The organism is Saltatorellus ferox (genome assembly GCA_007751475.1).
GTDB lineage: Bacteria > Planctomycetota > UBA1135 > UBA1135.
The window spans coordinates 3,201,686-3,224,419 of sequence record CP036434.1 but is presented as its reverse complement, the minus strand read 5'-3'; the positions used below and the strand labels follow the sequence as shown (position 1 = coordinate 3,224,419).

Genomic DNA, 22,734 nt, shown 5'->3' with positions numbered 1-22,734 from the left:
GGAACCGACGTCAGGCCTCTACGGGGACCGACCCCCCGCCCTCGGGAGGGCCTCCATAGGGCCCATCGACGTGACTGTCCTCCTCGGCGAACTCGTTCAGAGCAGGCATGACGAGTTCCCGGAACAGGATGATGAGCGCGGCTGCGAGGGGAATGGCGATCAGCATGCCGAAGAAACCGAGCGCCGCCCCGCCGACGAAAACCGACAGCAGAATGACGACCGGGTGGAGGCCCAGCGAGTCGCCGAGGATCTTCGGGATGAACACGTAGCCCTCCAGGACCTCCGCCAGCATGAAGATTCCCCCCAGGATCGCGAGCGTGACCCAGATGCCCGAACCCTCCGTATCGGCTCCCTGGAGAGAGATCAGGAACGTCATGACGAAGCCGATCATCGGCCCGACGAAGGGCACGAGGGACAGGAAGCCGCTGACCATGCCCAGCAGGAATCCGTACGGGATCTGGAGGATCGTCAGACCGATGGCCAGGACGAGTCCCTTCAGAAGGCAGATGAGCAAGCGCCCCCGAAAGAAGTTGGCGATCACGGAGCCCACCTGGCGGCCGATTCGGGTCACGCGCTCGCGCTCTCGCTTGGGCACGTGCATGCGCACGAATTCGTGGATCCGCTCGAGCTCGAAGAGCAGAAAGTAGGTGTAGACCGGCAGCAACATGAGGAATCCAAAGAAGCTCATCAGGCCGCCGAAGAAGCGCTGCACGTATTTCAGAACGACCTGGGCGCGGCCCAGGCCCGACGAATCACCGTTCGTGAGCGACGAGGTCCAGGCCTTCAGGAGACTCGCCAGGGTCAGCTCCTCGTCTGCAGCCCGGCCATCTGCAGCCCGGCCATCTGCGGCCCGGCCATCTGCGGCCTGGCCATCTGCGGCCTGGCCATCTGCGGCCTGACCTTCTGCGGCTCCTTCGGCCGCCTCCGCGGGCCCTCGATCATCCGACTGTCCCTCAGCGGAACCGGCGCCATTCTCGGCGTCCCCTTCGGACACCTGCCCTGAGTCGGACGCTCCGTCGGACTCGGCAGCGGTGGCGTCGCCGTCGGACTCCCTGGGAGCCCCGTCATCTGACTCTCCCGTGCTCGCGGGTTCCTCGGTCGGAAGGAGCGCGTCGGCAGCCCCGCTGCGGAAGGTCGCATCCATCCAGGAACCCGCTCGCCCGAGCAGCCCATCGATGTTCTTCTGGGCGCGCGTGAAAAGGTCCTCGTCGCCTTGGACGTTGACGATCTGATTCTCCACGAACTGCCGCGCCTGGATGAAAACAGCTCCTCCGACGGTCAGCAGCAGAAGCCCGAACACGACGAAGATGATGTTGACGGCGGGCCGCCGCCCCATACCCCGATCCTGGAGCTTCTGGACGAGTGGGCGCAGGATGTACGCCAGCAGGTAGCCGAGGATGAGAGGGTTCAGGACCGACCTCACGGTCCAGGCGAACCACGCCAGAAGGAGTCCGATCGCGATCAGCGCGATGTTCCTGTGGGTCTTCGAAAGGCGCTCGAGCATCAGCCAAAGGCTCCGTGGCCTGCCTCATCTGCGGAATCGTCGTCCTGGATCGGCAGCCTGGGAAGGGCGCCCAGTTCCGTCGGGAGGCTCGGGACGTAGGACGTCACGAAGGCCTCCTCGAAGTCGTAGCCGTCCTTGAAGTCCTCGATCGAGTCGGTCTCCTGGCGCCGGAGAAGCTCGTTCTCGACGAGATTGAAGACGATCTGGCCCCAGTCCATGGTGCTCTTGACGCCCCAGGTCCGCCAGACCTGGGCAGCGAGCGGTCCGAACGTCCGCACGGCGTGGATGCGCATGCCCTCCAGCAGCTCCTGTCCGGTCACGTGCCGGGAAACCCCGGTCTCCGCGTCGCGACCCGCCGACTTGACCGTCTTGTCCAGCGCGTCGAAGAGGAACACGTAGGCCTCCAGCCGATAGCGGCTGTCCTTCTTCCAGACTTTGCGAAGCGGGTCCATGAATTGGCCGGTAGGGGCAGGGCTTCTGGGTCGGGATGCCGACTCAGGCTTGACGAGCGTGGCGAGGAACGGAGAGCAGAGCGCGATCGATCAGGCCCTCGGGGGAGAGATTCAGACCGAGATCTTCGCGGGCGCGGAGCCACGCCTCCCCGATCCTACGACGCGAACTCGCGTCACTGAACCGTCCAGATGCCGCGATCGGCCCGGCCACCAGCCCATGGGGCAGCTGATCGGGGTCCACGCCCGCCACGGCGCGCTCCAGGTCCGTGAGAACCTCCAGTCCCACGTCCAGCGCGATCCGGGCCCGCGTCCGCCGCTCGGCGGCGGGCGTTTTCCCCGGGAACTCCCCCTTCAGCTCGAAGAGCTCCCGCGAGATATCCCCGGCGGACCGCTTCCCGAGCAGAGCATCGCCGATCAGGACCTGCATCGCGGGCGCGGCGCGCTTGTGCAGCCGCAGCGCCAGTCCCGGGGACCCGCCCGCGATCCGAACCAGCCGCGTCACGGCCTCCTGGTTCTCGGGGGTGACCTTCCTGAACGGCTTCTGTCGCCAGAGCACCTCCTCGCACTGTTCCAGGGTCAGGCGGCCGAACTGGACCGGCACGACGCGGCTACGGACCGTGGCGAGAAGCGACCCTGCGCTCGATGTCTCCAGGAACAGATGCACGCCGGGCCGCGGCTCCTCGAGCATCTTGAGGAAGGCGTTCTGGGCCTCCTCCAGCATCGCTTCGGCCTCGCGAACGACGATGTACTTCCCGCGCCCTTCGGCGGCGCGCAGCGCGAGGAATTGCTCGACGGGCGGACCGCGATAGCCGTCCTTGGGCCGGCCCTCGCGCGGAGCGATGAAGTCGACGGTGATGGCGTTCTGTGCGTGAGCGCGGTGGTCGATCACGAACAGGTCGGCGTGGGAGTCCGACTGGATTCTCTTGCAGGAGCCGCAAACGAGGCAGGGCACGTCCCCTCCCCGCTCGCAGAGCAGCGCCCCTGCGAGCCAGAGGGCCGCGCGGAACTTCCCCACGCCTTCCAGTCCGTCGAAGAGGAGCGCGTGCGGCATCCGGTTTTCCCGGGCCGAGCGAACGAGCCCGGCGATGAGGTCCTGGTGACCGAGGGGTTCGACGAGTTCAGGCAAGCGTCGCCTCCGCCGCCGATCGCAGCACGGCTTCGATCACTCTCCCTGCCACCTCGTCTTCGGACCCACGCCCGTCGATCCCGACGGCGAGCGGAGCCCGTTCGACGTACCGGTGCATGCCCGCCGCGACGCGACGCTGGAATTCGAGGCCCCTGGACTCGAACCGGTCGCTGCCGCCCCCATCGCGGGCCATCGCCCTGGCGAAGGAGTCTTCCGGATCGATCTCCAGCACGATTTCGATGGTCGGTCGCGGCGAGCCGGCCCATCCATGGAGCATCGAAAGCAGGTCGTCGTCCGTGAGTCCCGCGCCTCCCTGGTAGGCAAACGTCGAGGCGTGAAAGCGTTCGATCACCACGTCCCGTCCTTGCGCGAGGGCGGGAGCCACGAGCTGCTCGAGCGTTTCGCGGCGAGCCGCCGCGAAGAGAAGGGCCAGCGACCCACTCCCGAGCTGAACGTCGGGATCGAGCACGAGCGCCCGAATCCGTTCCCCGGCCACCGTACTGCCCGGTTCGCGGAGATGAAGGGGATCCGATCCCTCCCCCCGAAGCCTGGCGATCTCTTCCACGAGCCGAGTCGCCTGCGTGGTCTTCCCGCAGCCGTCCATCCCGTCGAGGACGGCGAAAACGGGTGTTTTGGGGAGCTCGGGGGAAGTGGTCATGGGTCCTTGTGCTTGGCGGCCCCCCATCCTAACCGCTGGGTTCCTGGACTGGTTACGGCGGGTTTTGACAGAGCCCAGCTCGATGCAGTCCCCCGCCTTCCCCCGCAGTCCCCCGCAGTCCCCCGCAGTCCCCCGCGTCCGCCAGGAAGCCCGGGCCCACCTCGGCGCCCGCAGGGCGCCGAGCGGCCCGCGCGAGGCTCGCCCTCGCGGCCCGTCCGGCGAGGACGCCGTGCGGCGAGCACGCCCGCGCGGCGAGCGCGCCCGTCCGGCGAGGACGCCTGCGCGGCGAGCGCCACGCGATGCAATCGCTATTTCGCCGTCAGGCGAAATGCCAGAGATACTGCGCGCTGTCACAGCGATAGGGCGGCTCGGCATTTCGCTGTCGCAACGATCGCGCGGTCCGGCTCCACTTGCCTTGGCAGCAGACCCGACCGCTGGCCACCGCCCCGGCAGGTCTCCCGGCACAGGCCTCCCGACACGGACTGCCTGCCGTTCGCGCGAAGCGCCGAACGCGTGGGCTGAGATCTCCCGCTGAAGACTTCGGTGCTGCCCGCTGGAGCGCTCGCCCGCATGGGCGAGCTGGGCAGACCTCGGCCTTGCCGCTGAGATCTGAGATCTGAGATCTGAGATCTGAGATCTGAGATCTGAGATCTGAGATCTGAGACCTGAGACCTGAGACCTGAGACCTGAGACCTCCCCAGCTCGCCCATGCGGGCGAGCGCCCCAGCGGGCAGGACCGAAGTCTTCAGCGGGAGGTCTGAGCCCACGCGTTCGACGCTTCGCGCGAACGGCAGGCAGTCGATGTCGGGAAGGCTGTGTCGGGAGATCGGCAGGGGCAGCGGTCAGCGGGCAGCCCACAAGCCGACATCGGGAAGCCTCAGCCCACGCGTTCGGCGCTTCGCGCGAACGGCAGGCAGTCGGTATCGGGAGACCTCCAGCGGGCAGGACTGCGACCAAGGCATCGAATGCCGAACCGCACGATCGCTGCAACAGCGCGCAGTATCTCTGGCATTTCGCCTGACGGCGAAATAGCGATTGCATCGCTGGGCGCTCGCCGCGCAGGCGTCCTCGCCGGACGGGCGCGCTCGCCGCGCAGGCGCCCTCGCCGGGCGGTCGTGCTCGCCGCACGGGCCGCGAGGGCGAGCCTCGCGCGGGCGGCTCAGCCCCCTGCGGGGGCCGAGCGAGGCCCGGGCGTCCTGACGGACGCCGGGACGAGCTATTGCGCCTTTGCCTCGCAGGCCGCCTTCAGAGATACGAGTTCGGCCCGCTCCTCCTCCGAGAGCGGAACGGGCTCCAGGAACTCCTGGGGCAGGTCGCCGAGGAGGCTCGCGGGCAGATTCTCGGGATCGACACCCTGGGGTAGCTGATCCGCTGGCCCCGTGAACACCACATGAGCCGGATCGAGCTTCGACGGCACCGCCAGCGCCACGCCATACTCACGCGCCGCCTCGGAAAAGCGACCCAGACGCTCCAGGGTCTTGGCCCAGTCGATGTGCAGGTCACGGCGGAACATGTCCACCTCGTTGGCCTCGGCATAGAGTTCTGCGGCGCGGGCGTCGCGGCCGTTCTCGACGTGCCACTCCGCCACTTCGATGCGAGCGTCGTACTCGCCCGCGTTCCAGCGGGTCCATTCCTCCAGCCAGCGCATGGCCTCGTCGCCCTTGTCCTGGAGGCGATAGAGATCCACGAGCATTCGCTCCGCGGACCGAGCGCCGTCGTCGAAACCGGGGAAGGCCTCGACCGCCATGAGGAGCGTGGCTTCTGCCTTCTCGAAGTCAGCCGGGCCGTCGCTGCCCGACCCCGCGAGATAGAGCTGTCCCAGCGCGATGAGCGCGCGGTAATCACGACCGCCCCTGGCGATCGCCTCCTCCCAGAGTCGCTTGGCCCGAAGGAGGTCCGAGCGGGAACCGGCCATCTCCGCCTTCAGGAAGAGCGCTCGAACGGGCTCGGCGCCCGCATTCTTGAGGGTCTGGAGCGCGCTCTCGGCGTCGATCCTGCGACCTTGCTGCCACGAGCCGTAGGCGATCGTCGCCCAGTCCTCTGCCCACGACTCGCGGGCGGTAGCGCCCTCGGGAGGCTCCGCCGGGGTTCGTAGCTGGAGACGACGAACGCGCGAGAGCGACCAGCGCGGCTCGATGTGCAGGTTCTCGACCTTCTTCTTCACGAACTCGTGGAAGTCCGCGTCGACCTGCTCCGGCGTCGTATCGAACACCGACTTGAACGCCTGATCGAGGTCCGCACCGAGGTCGAACGCACGCAGAAGCTTGATCATCGGCGGGAACCCATGCTCGTCGATCAACATCTCGCAGAGCAGGCCGCCCTGGTAGTAGCCGAAGAGAATGCGCGGGCCACGGAAAGCCCGGTTGAGCTCTCGCAGAGGAATCAGGTCGTCGCTGGCGAAGGCGTCGACGAGATCGCGGCGCATGTTGCGCGTCCACGTCGGGTTCCGCTCGACCTCCTCCCACGTCGCGAGGCCCTCCGTGATCCAGCGCGGACAGCGGTTGTTCGAGAGACCCAGGTGAATCACGTGGCTGAATTCATGGAACCCGGTGCGGGCCCAGGAGAAGCTGCCGCGCAGGCGAGACAGGGGCGAAACGGCGGTGACCACGGGGCCGAAACACACGCCGAGCGCAGGGAAACCCGCGAACCCCACCGAGCGAACGGAGAAGTCCTCGTGCTTGCGGAACACCGCGATCGTCGTCGGGCCAGGCGTGAAGCCGTAGCGCTTCGCCAGCTCCTCACGGGCCTGCGTGTAGTACGGGACGAGATAGGTACCGAGCACCTCCGCGGCGTCCGGCTGCCAGCTGAAGCTGAGCGCTCCCTTCGACTCGGTGCGGTGCGAACGCTGCATGCGCTCCAGCACCAGCGTCAGATTGGAGCGGAACGCATCGCGTCGTCCGCGCGCCGCCTCCTCCGCCTTCGCGAGCGCCTCCCGCGCCCCGTCCTCGTCGCCCGTGTTCGCGAGCGACTCCCCCAGCGCAGTCCAACCCTCGTAGTCGAGGGGATCGCGCTGGACGGCGGCCATCAGGAAGTCGAGCGACTCGGCGAATCGGTACAGCTCGCTGAGATGCATTCCAATCGTCCGCTCGGGAATCGGGTCCAGCGGCGCGTTCTTCAGGAGGTCCTCGAGGAGACTCGCCGTCGTCTCTCGATCGTGCTCCACCCAGCTCAGCGCCGCGTGCAGCGTGCGGACGTCACGACGCTTCGGTGCCAGATCATCGAGCCGCTGCAGCTTCGCGCGGACGGAGACCAGCTTGCCGTCGTCGAGGTCGGCCGACGCGCCTGCGACGAGGCCACGGATCGAGTCGGGGTTGGCCGCGTAAATCTCGCCGAGGATCTCGTCGGGCGACTTGCTCACGCGCCGACGATTGAAGCGGTGCAGATCGAACTGAACGAGCAGCCCATCCTCGTGCGTTCCGTGAATCTCGAGCGCCTCTCTCAGCAGGTTGCCAGCGGAACGCTTGCCCGGTGCCTCGATCTCTCGCTCGCTCTCGAAGTACAGCGAGGCCAGCTCGACCAGCACATCCGGCTCGGTCCCCTCCGCCTTCCGGGCGGCCTGGTCCGCCTGGACCAGCCCCTGGGAGGCGGCGGCCAGAAGACCTGCCCGCCTCTGGCAGCGCGCCTTCGCGAGGAGGCCGCGCCAGTCGTCTTCCGCCGGATTCGTTCCCGCGCCCGTGCGCGCGAACTGCTCGGCCGCCGCGCGATCGCCCACCGCGTCCTTCAGCGTCACGAGCATCCACGCGTCGCGCGGATCCGTGTCGGGACTGAGGAACGGCTTCCCTCCCTTGCCGTCCTCGAACTGAACCGCCTCCAGCAACGGGAGCACCTCCGGAGCGCGCCCGAGCCGCACCAGGACGTCCGCGAGCACTCGCCCTGCCGCGGCGCGCGACTCGGCATCCCGGGCGGCCGCCAGCGCCTCGAGCACCGTCTTCTCGGCACGCTCCAGCTCGCCGCGATCGAATCGGATGCGCGCCCGGACGGCGAGCGTCAGCGCGTCCTCCTCGTCGTCGTCCAGAAGCTCGTCCGTGATCGCCAGCGCCCCGACGAGGTCACCGCGCCGCCGAAGCAGGTCCGCCTCGGCTCGCTCGGCTGCCACGAGCGCTTTCTCGTCCTGATCTGCCTGGCCGGTCGTACGGAAAGCGTTCGAGCCCCGGACCGTACCCGCGTGCGCCGCATCGGACGGGACGAGGAGGAGGGCGAGAACCAGCGCGAAGGGTTGCGGTTTCATGGGTTCAACATGGCACCGAATGGCCGTTCCTCCAAGGATTGTCCAAGAGACCCGCGGCGGCCGTTGAACCGGAAGGTCGGCTCGGGTATCCAAGGGCCATGCTTCGAGCTTCGCGCGCAGGGGACGTCCCCTCGGACGGGTTGGGAATCGAGACCCGGGTGAGCCGCTGGCGAACCTGGATTCAGATCTCCTGCTGCGTATTCCTCTTACACATCGTCCTTCCAGGGTGCGCCACCAGGCCTCGGTCCAGCGCTGCGCCCGTTCGCGGGACCGAATCCCAGCCGTCATCGACCAGCTCGACCTACCGGGGGCCCAGTCGCGCCCCGGAATGGTCCACTCAGCCCCATTCGTGGGGCAAGCTGGACTCGATCGAACGCTGGCTCAGAGAGTCCGACGAGGGCGGCTACTGGCAGGTCGAGGGCGTGCTGCAGCTGGCGGAAGGCCAGCTTCGATTCGCCCAGGAGGGCGCCCGCGGCGCCGGGTCCACCTCCCAGGACCTCGTCGCGTTCCGGCGAGACTCCGCGCTGGGCGGTTTCCAGGCGGCCATGGAAGCCCCGGACGCGACCGGAGAACAGATCGCTCGGGCCAAGCGAGGCATCGTGACGGCCCGCGGCATCCTCCGCGGCGTGCAAGGCCCGAGCGAAGCCTCGGCGGACCTCACTCCTGCCGTCCCGATCGGCGGGCTCGTCCCCCGGTCGGCCTGGAGCGCCTCGCGAGCGGACGCTGGCAACATGAAGCCGTCGACGGGTCGATGGAACTGGATCACGGTCCACCACTCCGTCTTCGCTCCCGCCACCGGCCAGCTGTCCGACAGCCTCGACGTGGTGCGTCGCATCCAGCGTCAGCACGTGGACGCCGAGGACTACGCCGACATCGGCTACCACTTCCTGATCGACCGCGAGGGCCGCGTCATCGAAGGGCGACTCCTGAAGTGGCAAGGCGCTCACGCGGGCGACAGCAGCAAGAACCGCGGCAACGTCGGGATCTGCCTCCTCGGGAATTTCGAAGAAGAGCATCCTTCCCGCAAGGCCCTGGCGAGCCTCGACAAGCTCGTGCTGGAGCTCCAGCGCAAGCTGAGGATCCCCCGCAAGAACGTTCGCCCGCACAGTGCGTGGAAGGAAACGAAGTGTCCGGGCAAGAACCTCATGCCGTGGTTCACGCGGCGCTGAACGTGGTGCGGCACTTCGGTCCGATCGCTCTTCTCCTGGCCCTGGTCGCCCCATCCATGACCGGCTGCGGCCCCTCCCACGAGGAGGGCGAGATCCGCACGCTCCGCAAGGAGGGTCGCGCCGGGCTCGTCTCCGTCGAGGGCAGGGAGCGATTCGTAGACGGCGAGTGGCAGAAGCACGGAGAGTTCGTTTTCTTCGACGATGGCGGCGAGGAGATCGCCCGCGGCTTCTACGAAAACGGTCTGGAGCAAGGCGACTGGACCCAGAGCTACGAGGACGGCTGTAGGGGCGTCGGCGCCTTCGAGAAGGGCCAGCGAAGCGGACCTTGGCAGACCTTCCATCGCAACGGCAAGCTCCAGGACCAGGGTGTCTACGAGGATGGTCTGCGAACGGGCACATGGGTCTCCTACCGCGACGACGGAACGAAGCTGCGCGAGGCGGAGTACTCCGCCGGCAAGCTGAACGGCCGCGTGACGTACTTCAAGAAGGACGGTCGGACGATCGAGCCGGCGCGCTCGGGTGTCTACGAGGACGGCGAGCAGATTCAGGGGCGCTGACCGGAATCAGCCGGGTGCGGAACCCCGCGCAGCAAGTTCCTTTCGAGGTGAACGCGTTGGCACGGGCGGGGCTCGCGGTGGTCTGACGATGGCTTCCCTCAGAGGGAAAGGGCGAAGCGGTACGCATCCAGCGTTCGCTCCGCTGTCACGGACCACGTGAAGCGAGCGGCGTGTTCGTATCCCAGGCGAGCGCGCTCGTCCCGGACGCCGGGCTCGGCGGCCAGGCGACGGAGTTCGATCGCCAGCGCCGCTTCGTCCGACGGGTTCACGAGCACAGCCCCGCCGCCGCAAACCTCCTCGACGACGGGTACCCGGCTCGAGACCGCGGGGGTCCCCATCGCCATCGCCTCCAGCGGAGCCAGCCCGAATCCCTCGTCCAGTGGCACGAGCACGAACGCGATCGCACCCATCGTCAGGTCCCGCAGCGCGGACTCACTGACATGCCCCAGGAGATCGATCGCGTCCCGCGCGGGCGATCGGCGCAGAGCCTCTTCGAATACCTCCGCTCCGTCGCCGCGTATCCCCGCGATCTTCCAGCGAACCCCCGGAATATCGAGTTGCTCGAAGGCCCGCAGCACGACGCCGAGATTCTTGCGCGTCTCGATCCGCGCGGCCGTGAAGAAGTACGGAGTCCCCGCAGCTTCCCCTGCAGCTTCCCACGCGGCACCTTCCGCGACCAGCGGCCCTGGGAGCGCGTGATCCACGCCGAGCGGCGTGGCGAAGACGCGCTCCCGCGGAACGTCCAACCTGCACGCCACCTCATCGGCGACCGTCTCGCTCGGCGTCGTGATCGCAGCGCACTCACTCGCCGCCCAGCGCGCGAATTCGGACATCCTGGAGGCCGTCGCGCTCGCCATGAAGCGCTCGTCGTCCAGGAACACGAGGTCGTGGATCATCGCCACGCTCGGCAGCCGCGTCGGCAACCGGCGATACTGGGTGTGATGGCAGAGGTCCGCCCCGCCTCGAAACAGCCTCTCGACGCCGAGCCCGAGCGCCGACAGCGATCGCGTCACCGCCTTGGACGGAAGCGTCCGGCGGAAGAGCCGTGCGCGCTCGATGCCCAGGCTCTCCACCGCGAACTCCGATCGGGCCCAGGTCGGAGCGAAGAGCGCCAGGTCGACCTCGGAAAGGGCGACGAGCGAGCGCGTCAACTCGCGGACGTAGCGACCGATGCCCTGGCCGTTGACGAGCGCAGGCCTGTAATCGAGGAGAGGCTTCATGGGAAGGAACGGCCCTCCCGCGACGGCCGCACTATTTGATCTTCCCGGCGCGGAGAAGTTCGCCCCAGCGCGCGAGCATGTCGGACGACGACCAGTCCTTGCTGAGGCCGCAGCCGGTCACGACCTCGCAGCCAAGCTCCTGGCAGAGGTCCCACTCCGCGATGTTCGAAGCGTCGGTTCGGTCCCCGCCCTTCGTGAAGAAGTGCGGTCGGATCGCCTGGAGAGCGCCGTTCACCGACATGTCCGTAGCCGTCTCGTACGTCACGACGGCGTCGACGCCGCGCATGCAGGCGACGAGGCGTGCACGCGTGGCGAGGTCCTGGAACTCCGCTCCTTTCTTGTTCCGGAGGAACCCGTCGCCGTTGACGATGACGACCAGTAGATCAGGGCGCTTGCCCGTTTCCGACTCGACGAAGTCCTTGGAGGCGAGGATGCAGCTCGCGTGCCCCGGGTGAATCGGATCGAACCCGCCGGACGTCGCAACGATGGACCCCGCCAGCTGATCGCGCAGGGCGGCAAAGGCAGAGCAGTCGAGAATCGGAGCTTCGCCGAATTCTCCATTGGGTGGCAGGGTGGACATGGCGCCAAGAGTGAGGGACAGGAGGCGCGGGGTCAACTGTTCGTGTCCATAGGAGTCCGCGCATGAGTCCTACTTCGGGAGCTCGGGATGCCGCTCGTGACGCGGATGGAGCGCTTGCCAGCGGGCGACGATGGCCATGAGCTCCTCGTCCGAATCGAGACGACCCGTGAACGAGATCGTCAGGGGGCTGCCGTCCTCACGGGGGCCAGCCGCCGGTACGAAAGGTGCGACGACCGCCGGATGGCCGGTCAGATTGGTCAGTGAAAGCAGACCCGACGCGTAGGGTGCATGGACGAGAGCCATCACGTTCGCGGTATCGAGCGCTGCCTCGAAATCGAGCATGAGCTGCCGACGCAGGCGCTGGGCCTGAAGGTACTCGACGGCCGGGATCAGTCGAGCGGCCCGGAAGGTATTGGGCCAGGCGTTCTTCACCTGACGCACGAGCTGGTCGTCCGCGCCGCTGCGCGTGAGATCGTCGAAGGCGGCGGCTGCCTCGGCGCTCAGCGTGATCAGCATCGCCTGGACGGGGTAGCGCGGGAGCTCGATGGGCACGAGCTCGAAGCCCATCGCCTCCAGCTCTGCCTGGATCTCCGCGAGACCATCGGCCCGTCGAAACGCACCTTCGGGCACGCCGATGCGGAGCTTCGCCCCGGGCTCTGCGACCCCGCCCCTCTCCGGCAGAGGACCTGCGACCGGCACCGCCCCGTCCCTCGAGAAGTCGTCCGCCGGATCCCGCCCCTGGATCGCCTCGAAGACAAGCGCCGCGTCCCCCACGGTGCGCGTGATCGGTCCGACCTTGTCCATCGTCCACGAGAGCGCCATGACGCCGTCCCTCGAGACGCGCCCGAACGTCGGACGCAGCGCGCTCGTGGCGCAGACGACCGAAGGTGAGACGATGGACCCAAGCGTCTCCGTACCGAGCGCGAATCCGACGCAGCCCGCCGCGGTCGCCGAGGCGGACCCCGCCGAAGAGCCGCTCGAGCCCTGCTCGAAGTCCCAGGGACTCCGCGTTCTCTCGCCGAACCACACGTCGCCCCAGGCGAGCGCGCCGACCGACAGCTTGGCGATGAGCACCGCGCCCGCCGCGTCCAGTCGCTCCACCACCTCGGCCGTGTGATCGATCTGCTGGTTCTCGAAGGGCTTCGCGCCCCAGGTGGTCCGATAGCCCTCCACCGCCATCAGGTCCTTGACTCCCCAGGGGATCCCGTGCAGGAGACCGCGGTCCTGGCCGTCGGCGAGCTCCTTGTCGCGCGCCGCCGCCTGCTCGAGCGCGCGCTCTCCGGTCAGCGTGATGACGCAGTGCAGATGCTCGTCGAGGCGCTTCAACCTGGCCAGGTACATGAGCGTCAACTCGGTCGACGTGACGCTCGTCTGGCGCAGGAGCGCCGCCAGCTCCGGGATGGACCAGAACGCCACGTCCTCGAGATCGTCAGGCCGCTCGACCGTCGGGAGCTCCATCGCTGCAGGACCGAACTGTCCCGCGCGCGGCGTCAGTCCCGAGATCCACGGCGAGAAGGTCCCGGTGGGCGCGACGTCGTTGGCGATCGCCCTCGAGCGCAGCGCGTCGAACTCACGCAGCCGACCGCGGACGTCGTCGAGCATCAGTTCGATCTCGTCGTCGGTAAACTCCAGCCCGATGACTCGACCGGCCACGGCGAGGTCGCTCACCTCGAGCGTTCTCGGCGCGGGCTCGGCCTCTTGGGCCTCTTGGGCCTCTTGGGCCTCTTGGGCCTCTTGGGCCTGAAGGGGCAGAGCCACGAGCGCGAACAGGAGCGGGGGAAGAATCAGCATCCGCCCAGGATACCGGCTCCTACCTCGCCCGGGGCGTGGCTGCCTTCCGCCCTCAGGAGCCGAGCAAGAGGGCCGCGGTCCCGAGCAGCGCGCAGTATCCAGCAAAGTAGGGGAACGACCCTTTCTTCAGCACGAGGAGCAGCGTCTTCAGCGCCGCGAAGCCGACGAGGCCCGCGACCGCTGCTGCCGCGAGAACGATGCCCGGCGAGATCGAGCCGAAGCCCTCGTCCAGCGCATGCGGGAGTTCGACGATCGCCGCCCCGCTGATCGCCGGCAAGCTCATCATGAAGGAGAGCCGCGCGGCCTCCACCGAGCCGAGTCCGCGCACGAAACCCGCCGAGATCGTCGACCCCGAGCGGGAGATGCCGGGCCAGATCGCCACGGCCTGCGCGCATCCCATGAAGAGCGCGAGGCCGATGGGCGGCGCCTTCTCCTCGGAGTGGTCGAGTGCCGCCCCGTTGGCCTCGTGCTTGCGCCGGAATCGCTCTCCCACCATCAAGGCGGTGGCCGTGATGAACAGCCCGACGCCCGCCGCCCTCACGGTGCCCGCGGCGGCCTCGATCGTGTCCTTGCCGAGTACGCCGACGAGCCCCACCGGGATCGTGGCGACGATCAGCCAGATCCACATCGCGAACTGCCCCTTGGCGAGATCCGTGAACAGCTTGAGGACGTCCTTGCGAAACGCGACGACGATCGCGAGCAGCGTGCCCACGTGCAGAGCCACGTCGAGGGCGAGGCCCCCCTCCTGGAGGTTCATGACCTCTCGGCCGATCGCCAGGTGCCCCGAGCTGCTCACGGGCAGGAACTCGGTCAGGCCCTGGACGACCGCGAGGATGAAGACGGCCGCCGTCGACGCGGGCTCGACGACCTCGGCGGAGGCGCTGGAGGCCTCCACGGCTGCGGCTCCCGCCTCTTGCAGCGGAAGTGCGAGGTTCAGTTCGCCGAGCGCGTGGAGAAACCCCATGGAATCAGAGGGACTCCGCGGCGACCTTCGGATCGATGAACTCCATGCCGAACGCCTGGGCGACCGGCTGGCACGTCAGCTTGCCGCCGACGCAGTTGGCCGCCGACGCCAGGGCCGGATTCTGGAGGATGGAGTCCTTCGCACCGAGGCGCGCCAGGGTGCGCGCGTAGGGCAGCGTGACGTTCGTGAGCGCGAACGTGCTGGTGCGCGGCACCGCGCCCGGCATGTTGGCGACGCAGTAGTGCACCACGCCGTCGACGATGAAGGTCGGGTTCTCGTGGGTGGTCGGACGCGTGGTCTCACAGCAGCCGCCCTGGTCGACAGCGACGTCGGCGATGACGCTGCCCGTCTTCATCAGCGCGAGGTGTTCGCGCTTGATGAGCTTCGGCGCGGCCGCGCCGGGAACCAGGATCGCGCCGACGACGAGGTCCGCCTGCTGGAGCTTCTCACGAACGCTCATCGGGTTCGAGAAGAGCGTGGTGCAGTTTGCGGGCAGGATCTCGTCGAGGTAGCGCATGCGGTCCGCGTTGACGTCGAGGATCGTGACGTTGGCGCCGAGGCCCGCCGCCATGCGCGCCGCGTTCGTGCCGACGACGCCACCGCCGATCACGACGACTTCCGCGGGCGCCACGCCGGGCACGCCGCCGAGGAGCTGGCCAACGCCGCCCGCGGGCTTCTCCAGGTACTTCGCACCGGCCTGGATCGAGAGACGACCCGCGACCTCGCTCATGGGCTCGAGCAGCGGCAGGCGCCCTTCGTGCTCCAGCGTTTCGTAGGCGAAGCAGTGCGCGCCCGTGGCGAGGCAGCCGTCCGTCAGTTCCTTGTCCGCGGCGAGGTGGAAGTAGGTGAAGACGGTCTGCCCCTTCTTCATGTGCGGCCACTCCGACTTGAGCGGCTCCTTCACCTTCATGATCATGTCGGCCGCGGCCCAGACCTCGGCGGCGTCCTTGCCGATCGTGCAGCCGACGGCGAGGTACTCCTCGTCCGACAGGCTGGTCCCGACGCCCGCGCCGGTTTCGACCATGACCTGGTGCCCATCAGCGATCAGCTGCTCGGCCCCCGAGGGTCGGAGGGCGACGCGGTACTCGTGGTTCTTGATCTCTTTGATGACGCCGATCTTCACAGGAAGTCTCCAGTAGCCAGTGGCTGGTCGTTGGGGCGCCATTTGGCGCTGAAGGGGGGGGTTGCAGACAGCAGACGGGGGCTTCCCGGCGGACGCGCCGCCCGGAGAACCGGGCGAAGAGTCTAAATGGACGCGACGAAAACTCCACACTCCCGAAAAAAAGCATTGAGCCGCCGCGCTCACATCGCTACCTTCCCCGCCTCGAAGCTGCGGCACGCTGTGGCGCTCGAGACCCCGGACCTATAGCTCAGCTGGTTAGAGCGCTACGTTGACATCGTAGAGGTCACTGGTTCGAATCCAGTTAGGTCCACCATTTGGACACCACCCGCGCGGCTCGCCGAGACTTCGGCCGAGCCGCGCGGTTTTTTTCGTGCGCCTGATCGTGATCGGATCGGCTCTCGGAGGCGCGCTCTGGAAAAGTGGCCCGCACTTCCCCTATCAGGAGGCACGGGAGCGCCGTACGGCCCCCAGAAGCGCGCCCACGGCCCCGCGACTCACTCGGATTCACGCCGAGGAAGAGGCCCGAGAGCGCCGCCAGCCATCCTCTGGACGACCCGGACGACATCCCCATGAGCCCCATGCCACGAATTGGAGCCGCCCTCTTGAGCGGTCTCACCCTCGCCGCCGTCACCAGCGTCACGGGCGCCAGCTCCCCGGCGGCCGCCCTGCAGATCGCCCCTCAACTAGCAACGGGTGGCCCCTCCGGACCCGAGGAAAGGGCCCGCGCCGATATCTACGACTCCCTCCAGAAGCTACCCCGCGAGACACCTGTCTCCCTGGTCGCCCAGGCCGTTGGCCCCTCGGTGGTCTACGTCGAGACGGAGATGGTCCGGCCGGTCCGCACGATCTTCGGCCTCCAGAACGAGACCCGGAACGGCTCGGGTTCAGGCGTCGTCATCCATCCGAGCGGCCTCATCATCACCAATTACCACGTGGTGGAGAACGCTCGAGAGATCCGCGTGTCGTTCGAAGGCAACCCCGAGAGCTACCCTGCCGAACGAATCAGCTTCGTCCGCGAGGAAGACCTCGCGCTCCTGAAGATCCAGCTGCCGGACCAGGACGAGGGCTCTCGTCCCCTTCGCCGCCGCGCCCGCGGGGGGCTCCGCGCCGCCTCGGACCGCGCCGGCGCAGACCGCTCCGACGGGGGCAACCCAGACGCGGGGATGACCGACGCGAAGGGGCCCACCCTCTTTCCCACCGTTCGCATGGGAACGAGCGCCGATCTCATGCCTGGCGAGCGCGTCGTCGCGATCGGCAGCCCCCACGGACAGACCTACACGGTGTCGACGGGCATCATCTCGGGGCTCCACCGTGACGTATCGGTGCCCGGCCGTGACCTGAACTTCCGCGGCCTCATCCAGACCGACGCCTCCATCAACTTCGGCAACTCCGGTGGCCCGCTGCTGAACATCCACGGCGAGCTGATCGGGATCAACACCGTGATGAACGCTTCCGCTGAGAACATCGGATTCGCGATCCCCGTGGATCGCGTGCGCCAGGTGCTCGAGGACGTGTTGTTCCCGAACGCGCGCCGAACCTGGCTCGGATTCGACGTCACCGAGGACGCCTCGGGACTCGTCGTCTCCAAGGTCTGGCCCATGGGGCCCGCCGAAGGAACGGGCCTCTGCGAGGGAGACCGGGTGGTCGCCCTGGACCGCACGGCCGTCCCGGACGCGGAGTCCTACCTCTTGCAGTCCCTTCAGGTCGACGTGGGCCGCCCCGTGGATATCCAGTTCGCGCGGGGCGGCGAGACGTTCACGGCTCCGATCGCGGGCTGGGATGAGCTGAACGGCTTCTTCTTCCGCGACGTGGGATTGACGGTGAAGGAGATCCTTCTCAATCAGAATCGCCAGCCGTTCCTCCAGGTGGAAGCCGTCCTCCCGGGTAGCCCCGCGGACGAGCTCGGGGTCCTGGAAGGAGACCTGCTGCAGGCCGCTCGTCCTCGGACGCGCCAGCGCTACCCTGCCATCGCTCTCTCGGACAAGGCCACGCTCAAAACGATCCTCGACGGCGTGCCCGCGGGCACGGAGATCGAGATCGACGCCTACCGAGATATGAACGGAGACCTTCGCTTCTCCAACAACGAGCTCCTGAAGGGCGTTCTGGTGCGATAAGGGTCGCGTGGGCGACGTCCGGTGAGCGGACACCCTCGGGAGCGGGTGTCCACAGAAGAGACAGAGGTGAGGGACCCGGGGGGCCGAGGCCGGATACACTCCCGGCGGATTCTCCGTTCCCCTCTCTCCCCCCTGCCATGCAGTCTCTGATCCAGTTCACCGAGCGCTTCGGCAGCATGCTTTCTCGCCTGCTGCTCACGGTTCTCTACTACGTGGTGCTCGGCCCCGTCGCGCTCGTCTACCAGCGCTTCGCCGATCCGCTGCACCTCAAGCGGCCCGCCAACGGAAGCAACTGGACGCCCTGGCAGGGCAAGAACGACACCATGAGCGCTGCGAGGCGACAGGACTGATTCCATGAACGTTCTCGGTCTCTCGTTCTACTACCACGACTCCTCCGTCGCCCTCGTCAAGGACGGCGTCCTCGTCGCCGCCGCCGCCGAGGAGCGCTTCAGCCGCAAGAAGCACGACTCCGGCTTCCCCGAACTCGCCATCGACTTCTGCCTCAAGCAGGGCGGCATCTCGATCCACGACGTCGACCACGTCGTCTTCTACGAGAAGCCCTTCATCAAGTTCGAGCGCATGCTCATCACCGCGATGGCGACCTTCCCGAAGAGCGCCAACGTCTTCCGCGAGTCCATGCAGCGCTGGATCAGCGACAAGCTCTGGATCAAGTCGATGATGGCCAAGCGCCTCGACCTGCCGCGCTCGAAGTTCCTCTTCGCCGACCACCACGTCAGCCACGCCGCCAGCAGCTTCTTCACCTCGCCCTTCGAGGAGTCCGCGATCCTCACCGTCGACGGCGCCGGCGAGTGGACCACCTCGACCATGGCCATCGGCCGCGGGAACAAGATCGAGGTCATCAAGGAGATGCGCTTCCCCCACTCCCTGGGGCTCCTCTACTCCGCCTTCACCGCCTACTGCGGCTTCGAGATCAACGAGGGCGAGTACAAGCTGATGGGCATGCACCCCTACGGTGAGCCGCGCTTCGTCGACGAGATCTACAAGCTCCTCCACGTCGGAGAGGACGGGTCGCTCTGGCACGACATGGAGTACTTCCAGTACCACCACTCCACCAACGACACGCTCTCCGAGGCCTTCGAGAAGCACTTCGGCAAGCCGCGCCGCGACCCGAAGGACGGCGACAAGTCCCTCGATCCCTACTACTGCGATATGGCGGCGAGCATCCAGCGCGTCACCGAAGAGATCCTCCTCAAGATGGTGCACCACCTCAAGGAGATCACCGGCATGGACAACCTCTGCCTCGCGGGCGGCGTCGCGCTGAACTCCGTCGCCAACTACAAGCTGATGCGGAACGGTCCCTTCAAGGACGTCTACATCCACCCCGCGCCCGGCGATGACGGCTGCGCCGCCGGAGCGGCCTACTGGGCCTACAACCACCTGCTCGACCAGCCCCGCGGCCCGGCCCTCCAGCACGCCTACCTCGGCTCCGAGCACACCGACCAGCAGATCCAGGACTTCCTGGAGAAGAACGACATCGCCTACAAGAAGATCGACGACGACGAGGAGTTCTTCGACTTCGTCGCCAGGGCGCTCCAGGACGGCCAGGTCTGCGGCTGGATGCGCGGACGCTTCGAATGGGGCCCGCGCGCCCTGGGCAGCCGCTCGATCATCGCGGACCCGCGCCGCATGGAGATGAAGGAGAAGCTGAACGAGAAGATCAAGTTCCGCGAGGCCTTCCGCCCGTTCGCGCCCTCCGTCACCGAGGAGCGCGCCGACGAGTTCTTCGAGATCCCCGAGCCCCAGCGCCACTGGCCCGCGCGCTTCATGCTCTACGTCGCGCCCGTCCGCATGGAGAAGCGCTCCGACCTCCCCGCGATCACCCACGAGGACGGCTCCGGCCGACTTCAAACGGTCTACAAGCAGACGAACCCCGCGTACCACAGGATCATCGAGCGCTTCGGTGAACTCACCGGCGTCCCCGTGATCATGAACACGTCGTTCAACCTCAAGGGCGAGCCGATCGTCGAGTCGCCCGCCCACGCGTTCAACACCTTCTCGCTGTCGGGCATGGACTACCTGTTCATGAACAACTACATCGTCGACGCCGACGCGAAGAAGAAGATCGCCGATACGGTCTTCCACCTCCGCCACGAAGGCGACTCCGTCACCCAGATGGTTTCTTAGGGAGGCTCTACCGATGAAAGCTATCAACGTCCTCCTGGCGCTCCTCGTGAGCTTCGGCCTCGCCTTCGGCGTGGCCGAACTCGGTCTGCGCCTCCTCGGCTTCGCGCCGCCCGCCATCAACACCGAGTTCGACCCGGCCCTCGGCTGGCGCAAGCAGGCGAACTCCAAGATCCACCGCGAGAGCGGCGAGTACGACGTCACGATCGTGACCGACGCGCTCGGTCTGCGGGATGACTTCTCCTCGACCGAGATCCCCGCGAAGCCCGAGGGCACGACGCGGATGCTCTTCCTCGGCGACTCGTTCACGCTCGGCTACACGGTCGAGCGCGAGGACCTCTTCGTGGACCTGCTGGAGAAGGCCTGGCAGAGGGAAGGCCGCCAGGTCGAGATCATCAACGCGGGCACCCAGGCGTACTCGACGGACCAGGCGCTCGTCTGGCTCGGCGAGCACGGCGCGAAGTTCGACCCGGACGTCGTGGCGCTGTTCCCCTACGAGAACGACATCTGGTGGAACGCTCAGGCGACGTATCTCGGGGAAGGCAAGCCGCTCTTCGACGAGAGCGGGAACCTCGTGAGCGGCGAGCTGCCGGTGCGCGAGCCGCGCGGCTGGTTCGGCTCGACCGCGGTCGGCAACCTGCTCCGCAGGTCGGAGAAGATGCCGCGGATGAAGGTCGGGGACGCGGGCTCGATGACGGTGGAGCAGACCTCCCGCCTGACCGCCCCGCCGGAGCCGACGAAGATCGCCGAGGAGCGTACACGCCTCCTCGTGAAGAAGATGGCGGACGCGAGCCGCGCGCTCGGCGCCGAGTTCGTGGTCTGTCCCATCCCGAGCCGCGAGGCCGTGGTGGCACCCGAGACGCTTCCCGCGGGCACCGACCCGGCGCGTCCCTACCAGCTCTTCGTGGACGCCGCGAAGGCGGCCGGATCCAGGACGGCGCTTCCCCTCGAGCCCCTCCAAGCTGCGGCCGGGAACGGCTGGACCCCCTACTACGGCCGAGACTTCCACCTGAACCCCCAGGGCAACCTGATCCTGGCGGAGACGCTGAAGTCGAACCTGGAGGCCGCGGGCCTCGTTCCCGCGGCGGGCGCGGACGCGGCTACGATCCACCTGGCCCGGCTGGATGGCTCGACCCCGCCCCCGGCGGCTCCGAGCAAGATGCCGAAATGGCCCTTCTGGTTCCTCGGCCTCTGGCTGGCCCTCGGGACGCTTTACACGCAGACGTACAAGGACGAGAACACGGGGCTCGGCTACCTCAAGGTCGCGGGACTCCTGGGCGTGGTCTTCGCCACCGCCATCGGCGTCACGAAGCTGATCTCGATCCTGCCGCCGTTCTACGGGCAGCTCCTGCTGATCGGCCTGGTGATCGTGATCCTGACCTTCGTGCTCTACAAGCTCGGGGACCGGGTCGGGACCATCGCCGAGCTGATGAAGGCGTTCACCCTGCGGGGCCACTGGTACCTGATGCCACTCCTGACCGTGCTGCTCACGGTGGGAAGCCTCCTCGTGGTCGCCGCCAGCTCCCCCCTGATCGCGCCGTTCATCTATACGCTCTTTTAGGGGTACACGCTTTTCTAGGGGTGCACGCTCTTTTAGGGGCAGTAGGTCTTTTCAGCGCGAGTGGGGTGCGGCTGGCTGGACGTGGCTCCGGTCGGCCGGTGCCTTCGCCAACGCAGCTTCCACGTGGGGCGCGAGCACCTCGGCGGCCAGGCGATGACCTGCCGTGTTGATGTGGAAGTCTGACTTCCAGTAGAGCAGATCCTCCGAAGCACGAAACGCCTCCCGTAGATCGATCACCCCGAGACCTGAGGCCGTCAGGCACTCGATCATCTCGTCGGCGATGGCGTCGCTGACGCACACGTCTTCTTCCGTCACGCCGAGCGCCACGGTCGTGGCTTTCATCTCATCAGGAAAACGGTCCGCCTGCACCGCCAGAGCCGGGGGCAGGTAGGCGAACAGCGGCACGATCCCTCTCAGCTCGCATCGTTCGGCAATCTCCGCCAGGATGGCGGCGGAAGTGGTGGCAGCGATCGATGCATCCTCCGGGTTATCGATCAGGTAGCGCGTCTGATTCGTCTCCTGACCCCGAACCGTGCCTGACCGCTTCCATGCATCGAGGCGCTCACCGTTGGGCAACGACGAGGTTCGAAACCGACCTCGCCCCGCAAAATAGCGCTCCAAGCGAACCGTGTCGTAGAAGTCGTTACCTCCGTAGACGACCACCAGAAAGACCTCGGGCTGCAAGTAGGCAAAGTGTTCCAGCACGCCAAGGTAGTTGTAGACGTTGTAGCCCCCGATCCCCGCATTGAGGGACTCGATATCCCTGCCCGGCTCGTCCGCCTCGATCAGCGTCTCGATGAGGTGAACGAGGTTCTCGTCGTGGGGTACGACACCTGAGAGGTGGGAGTCGCCCGTCACGAGAAGTCGAGCGACGGGGTGGCCCTCGCGAACTTCCTCCGGTTCGCGCAGACCGGCGCCATTCACCTTGATGGTGATCTTCCCATCCGGATGTTCTTCGAACGGTCGTCTCCACCCCTGGCTCGGCCGGTAGGTGACGTAACACAGATCGTCGGCTCGATAGCGGCTGTCCTCGACCCCTGGGTAGAACGCCGCAAGGGTCTTGGCATCGATCGGCTGAAGATTCACGAGCGCAGGAAGTCCATCGACAGCCGCGACGGACCCGCTGCCCGCCTGCCCTCCCTGGCGACGCGAGGCGTCAAGACTCTGCTGCATGGTGCTCGTCGTGTCGACGGACCTGACGGACCTCGAGCCTCTCCTTTCTCGCAACTCGGTCACCACGACGAAGGCGACCCCGGTAGAAAGCAATGTAACGACGGCAGCAATAACGATCTTCTTCATGGGCGGCAGGAGCGAGAGCGAGCGAAACGGCCCCTGGGCACCGCCCCCCCCGGCGACCAGCCAGGGAGTCCGTGCCGCAGAGTGCGGGCTCCGGATGCTATCATCGAATCACTGACGAAGGCTCGCGGTAAAACCCTATCGAGGGCCCCCCACCTGACGAGCCCGTACGAGGCCCGGAGAGGCGTCTTCTATCGGGATGAGAAGCCCCCTGAGATTCCAGAGCGAGGCGCAATCTCCCGCCGTTGC

General features: G+C 67.4%; 17 protein-coding genes and 1 tRNA gene. 7 read left to right on the top strand and 11 right to left on the bottom strand.

From position 1 onward, the window contains the following. Positions 1–10: 10 nt before the first annotated feature. From Poly30_RS11485 to Poly30_RS11465, 5 genes are all read right to left on the bottom strand, one after another. Positions 11–1,504, bottom strand: coding sequence for an AI-2E family transporter (locus Poly30_RS11485; RefSeq protein WP_145197355.1), 1,494 nt, complete (start codon positions 1,502–1,504; stop codon positions 11–13). Further along, positions 1,504–1,956 (bottom strand): Minf_1886 family protein, encoded by a 453-nt coding sequence (locus Poly30_RS11480; protein ID WP_145197352.1) that lies wholly within the window; start codon positions 1,954–1,956, stop codon positions 1,504–1,506. The genes Poly30_RS11485 and Poly30_RS11480 overlap by 1 nt, the downstream gene beginning before the upstream one ends. Before the next feature lie 43 nt (positions 1,957–1,999). Further along, positions 2,000–3,082 (bottom strand): hypothetical protein, encoded by a 1,083-nt coding sequence (locus Poly30_RS11475; RefSeq protein ID WP_145197350.1) that lies wholly within the window; start codon positions 3,080–3,082, stop codon positions 2,000–2,002. Further along, positions 3,075–3,740 carry a dTMP kinase gene (tmk, locus tag Poly30_RS28385; RefSeq protein ID WP_419191265.1) on the bottom strand — a complete coding sequence of 222 codons (666 nt, stop codon included), beginning with the start codon at positions 3,738–3,740 and terminating at the stop codon, positions 3,075–3,077. Before tmk ends, Poly30_RS11475 begins: the two co-directional genes overlap by 8 nt. A 1,216-nt stretch (positions 3,741–4,956) precedes the next feature. After that, entirely contained in the window at positions 4,957–7,968 is a 3,012-nt protein-coding gene (locus Poly30_RS11465; protein WP_145197346.1) for a hypothetical protein, read from the bottom strand. Between the two features lie 98 nt (positions 7,969–8,066). On the opposite strand from Poly30_RS11465, the gene Poly30_RS11460 reads away from it, so the two are divergent. After that, positions 8,067–9,137, top strand: coding sequence for a peptidoglycan recognition protein family protein (locus tag Poly30_RS11460; RefSeq protein ID WP_145197344.1), 1,071 nt, complete (start codon positions 8,067–8,069; stop codon positions 9,135–9,137). Continuing rightward, entirely contained in the window at positions 9,119–9,694 is a 576-nt protein-coding gene (locus Poly30_RS11455) for a toxin-antitoxin system YwqK family antitoxin (RefSeq protein ID WP_145197342.1), read from the top strand. The genes Poly30_RS11460 and Poly30_RS11455 overlap by 19 nt, the downstream gene beginning before the upstream one ends. Positions 9,695–9,792: 98 nt before the next feature. On the opposite strand, the gene Poly30_RS11450 is transcribed toward Poly30_RS11455, so the two are convergent. The 5 genes from Poly30_RS11450 to ald form a co-directional block, all read right to left on the bottom strand. Next, positions 9,793–10,914 (bottom strand): glycosyltransferase family 4 protein, encoded by a 1,122-nt coding sequence (locus Poly30_RS11450; protein WP_145197340.1) that lies wholly within the window; start codon positions 10,912–10,914, stop codon positions 9,793–9,795. Positions 10,915–10,945: 31 nt separating this feature from the next. Continuing rightward, complete coding sequence (locus Poly30_RS11445; RefSeq protein WP_145197338.1) at positions 10,946–11,494, bottom strand: nucleotidyl transferase family protein; 549 nt, start codon at positions 11,492–11,494, stop codon at positions 10,946–10,948. 69 nt (positions 11,495–11,563) lie between these two features. Next, positions 11,564–13,285 (bottom strand): amidase, encoded by a 1,722-nt coding sequence (locus Poly30_RS11440; RefSeq protein WP_145197336.1) that lies wholly within the window; start codon positions 13,283–13,285, stop codon positions 11,564–11,566. Positions 13,286–13,337: 52 nt separating this feature from the next. Continuing rightward, positions 13,338–14,249, bottom strand: coding sequence for an undecaprenyl-diphosphate phosphatase (locus tag Poly30_RS11435; protein ID WP_145197334.1), 912 nt, complete (start codon positions 14,247–14,249; stop codon positions 13,338–13,340). Between the two features lie 4 nt (positions 14,250–14,253). Then, positions 14,254–15,372, bottom strand: coding sequence for an alanine dehydrogenase (gene ald, locus Poly30_RS11430; RefSeq protein WP_145197332.1), 1,119 nt, complete (start codon positions 15,370–15,372; stop codon positions 14,254–14,256). Positions 15,373–15,608: 236 nt separating this feature from the next. Here ald and Poly30_RS11425 point away from each other — a divergent pair. The 5 genes from Poly30_RS11425 (at position 15,609) to Poly30_RS11405 (ending at position 21,189) form a co-directional block, all read left to right on the top strand. Then, a tRNA-Val gene (locus tag Poly30_RS11425) sits at positions 15,609–15,685 on the top strand. A gap of 265 nt (positions 15,686–15,950) precedes the next feature. After that, positions 15,951–17,486: a S1C family serine protease gene (locus Poly30_RS11420; RefSeq protein ID WP_419191264.1), complete on the top strand. Its 1,536-nt coding sequence runs from the start codon at positions 15,951–15,953 to the stop codon at positions 17,484–17,486. Between the two features lie 137 nt (positions 17,487–17,623). After that, the gene (locus Poly30_RS11415; RefSeq protein WP_145197326.1) at positions 17,624–17,836 is read left to right on the top strand and encodes a hypothetical protein; all 213 of its coding nucleotides are present in this window, start codon (positions 17,624–17,626) and stop codon (positions 17,834–17,836) included. A 4-nt stretch (positions 17,837–17,840) separates the two neighbouring features. Next, positions 17,841–19,631: a carbamoyltransferase family protein gene (locus Poly30_RS11410; protein WP_145197324.1), complete on the top strand. Its 1,791-nt coding sequence runs from the start codon at positions 17,841–17,843 to the stop codon at positions 19,629–19,631. 13 nt (positions 19,632–19,644) lie between these two features. Further along, positions 19,645–21,189, top strand: coding sequence for a DUF5989 family protein (locus Poly30_RS11405; protein ID WP_145206107.1), 1,545 nt, complete (start codon positions 19,645–19,647; stop codon positions 21,187–21,189). 51 nt (positions 21,190–21,240) lie between these two features. Here Poly30_RS11405 and Poly30_RS11400 read toward each other — a convergent pair whose 3' ends face one another. Next, a complete protein-coding gene (locus tag Poly30_RS11400) occupies positions 21,241–22,362 on the bottom strand; it encodes an alginate O-acetyltransferase AlgX-related protein (RefSeq protein ID WP_419191263.1) in 1,122 nt (373 codons plus the stop codon). Positions 22,363–22,734: the final 372 nt, after the last annotated feature.

What these genes read in the sequence shown, in the direction of transcription:
- Poly30_RS11485 (WP_145197355.1), bottom strand. Translation starts at nt 1,504, where the DNA reads ATGCTCGAGCGCCTTTCGAAGACCCACAGGAACATCGCGCTGATCGCG.
- Poly30_RS11480 (WP_145197352.1), bottom strand. Translation starts at nt 1,956, where the DNA reads ATGGACCCGCTTCGCAAAGTCTGGAAGAAGGACAGCCGCTATCGGCTG.
- tmk (WP_419191265.1), bottom strand. Translation starts at nt 3,740, where the DNA reads ATGACCACTTCCCCCGAGCTCCCCAAAACACCCGTTTTCGCCGTCCTC.
- Poly30_RS11465 (WP_145197346.1), bottom strand. Translation starts at nt 7,968, where the DNA reads ATGAAACCGCAACCCTTCGCGCTGGTTCTCGCCCTCCTCCTCGTCCCG.
- Poly30_RS11460 (WP_145197344.1), top strand. Translation starts at nt 8,067, where the DNA reads ATGCTTCGAGCTTCGCGCGCAGGGGACGTCCCCTCGGACGGGTTGGGA.
- Poly30_RS11450 (WP_145197340.1), bottom strand. Translation starts at nt 10,914, where the DNA reads ATGAAGCCTCTCCTCGATTACAGGCCTGCGCTCGTCAACGGCCAGGGC.
- Poly30_RS11445 (WP_145197338.1), bottom strand. Translation starts at nt 11,494, where the DNA reads ATGTCCACCCTGCCACCCAATGGAGAATTCGGCGAAGCTCCGATTCTC.
- Poly30_RS11440 (WP_145197336.1), bottom strand. Translation starts at nt 13,285, where the DNA reads ATGCTGATTCTTCCCCCGCTCCTGTTCGCGCTCGTGGCTCTGCCCCTT.
- Poly30_RS11435 (WP_145197334.1), bottom strand. Translation starts at nt 14,249, where the DNA reads ATGGGGTTTCTCCACGCGCTCGGCGAACTGAACCTCGCACTTCCGCTG.
- Poly30_RS11420 (WP_419191264.1), top strand. Translation starts at nt 15,951, where the DNA reads ATGCCACGAATTGGAGCCGCCCTCTTGAGCGGTCTCACCCTCGCCGCC.
- Poly30_RS11415 (WP_145197326.1), top strand. Translation starts at nt 17,624, where the DNA reads ATGCAGTCTCTGATCCAGTTCACCGAGCGCTTCGGCAGCATGCTTTCT.
- Poly30_RS11410 (WP_145197324.1), top strand. Translation starts at nt 17,841, where the DNA reads ATGAACGTTCTCGGTCTCTCGTTCTACTACCACGACTCCTCCGTCGCC.
- Poly30_RS11405 (WP_145206107.1), top strand. Translation starts at nt 19,645, where the DNA reads ATGAAAGCTATCAACGTCCTCCTGGCGCTCCTCGTGAGCTTCGGCCTC.
- Poly30_RS11400 (WP_419191263.1), bottom strand. Translation starts at nt 22,362, where the DNA reads ATGCAGCAGAGTCTTGACGCCTCGCGTCGCCAGGGAGGGCAGGCGGGC.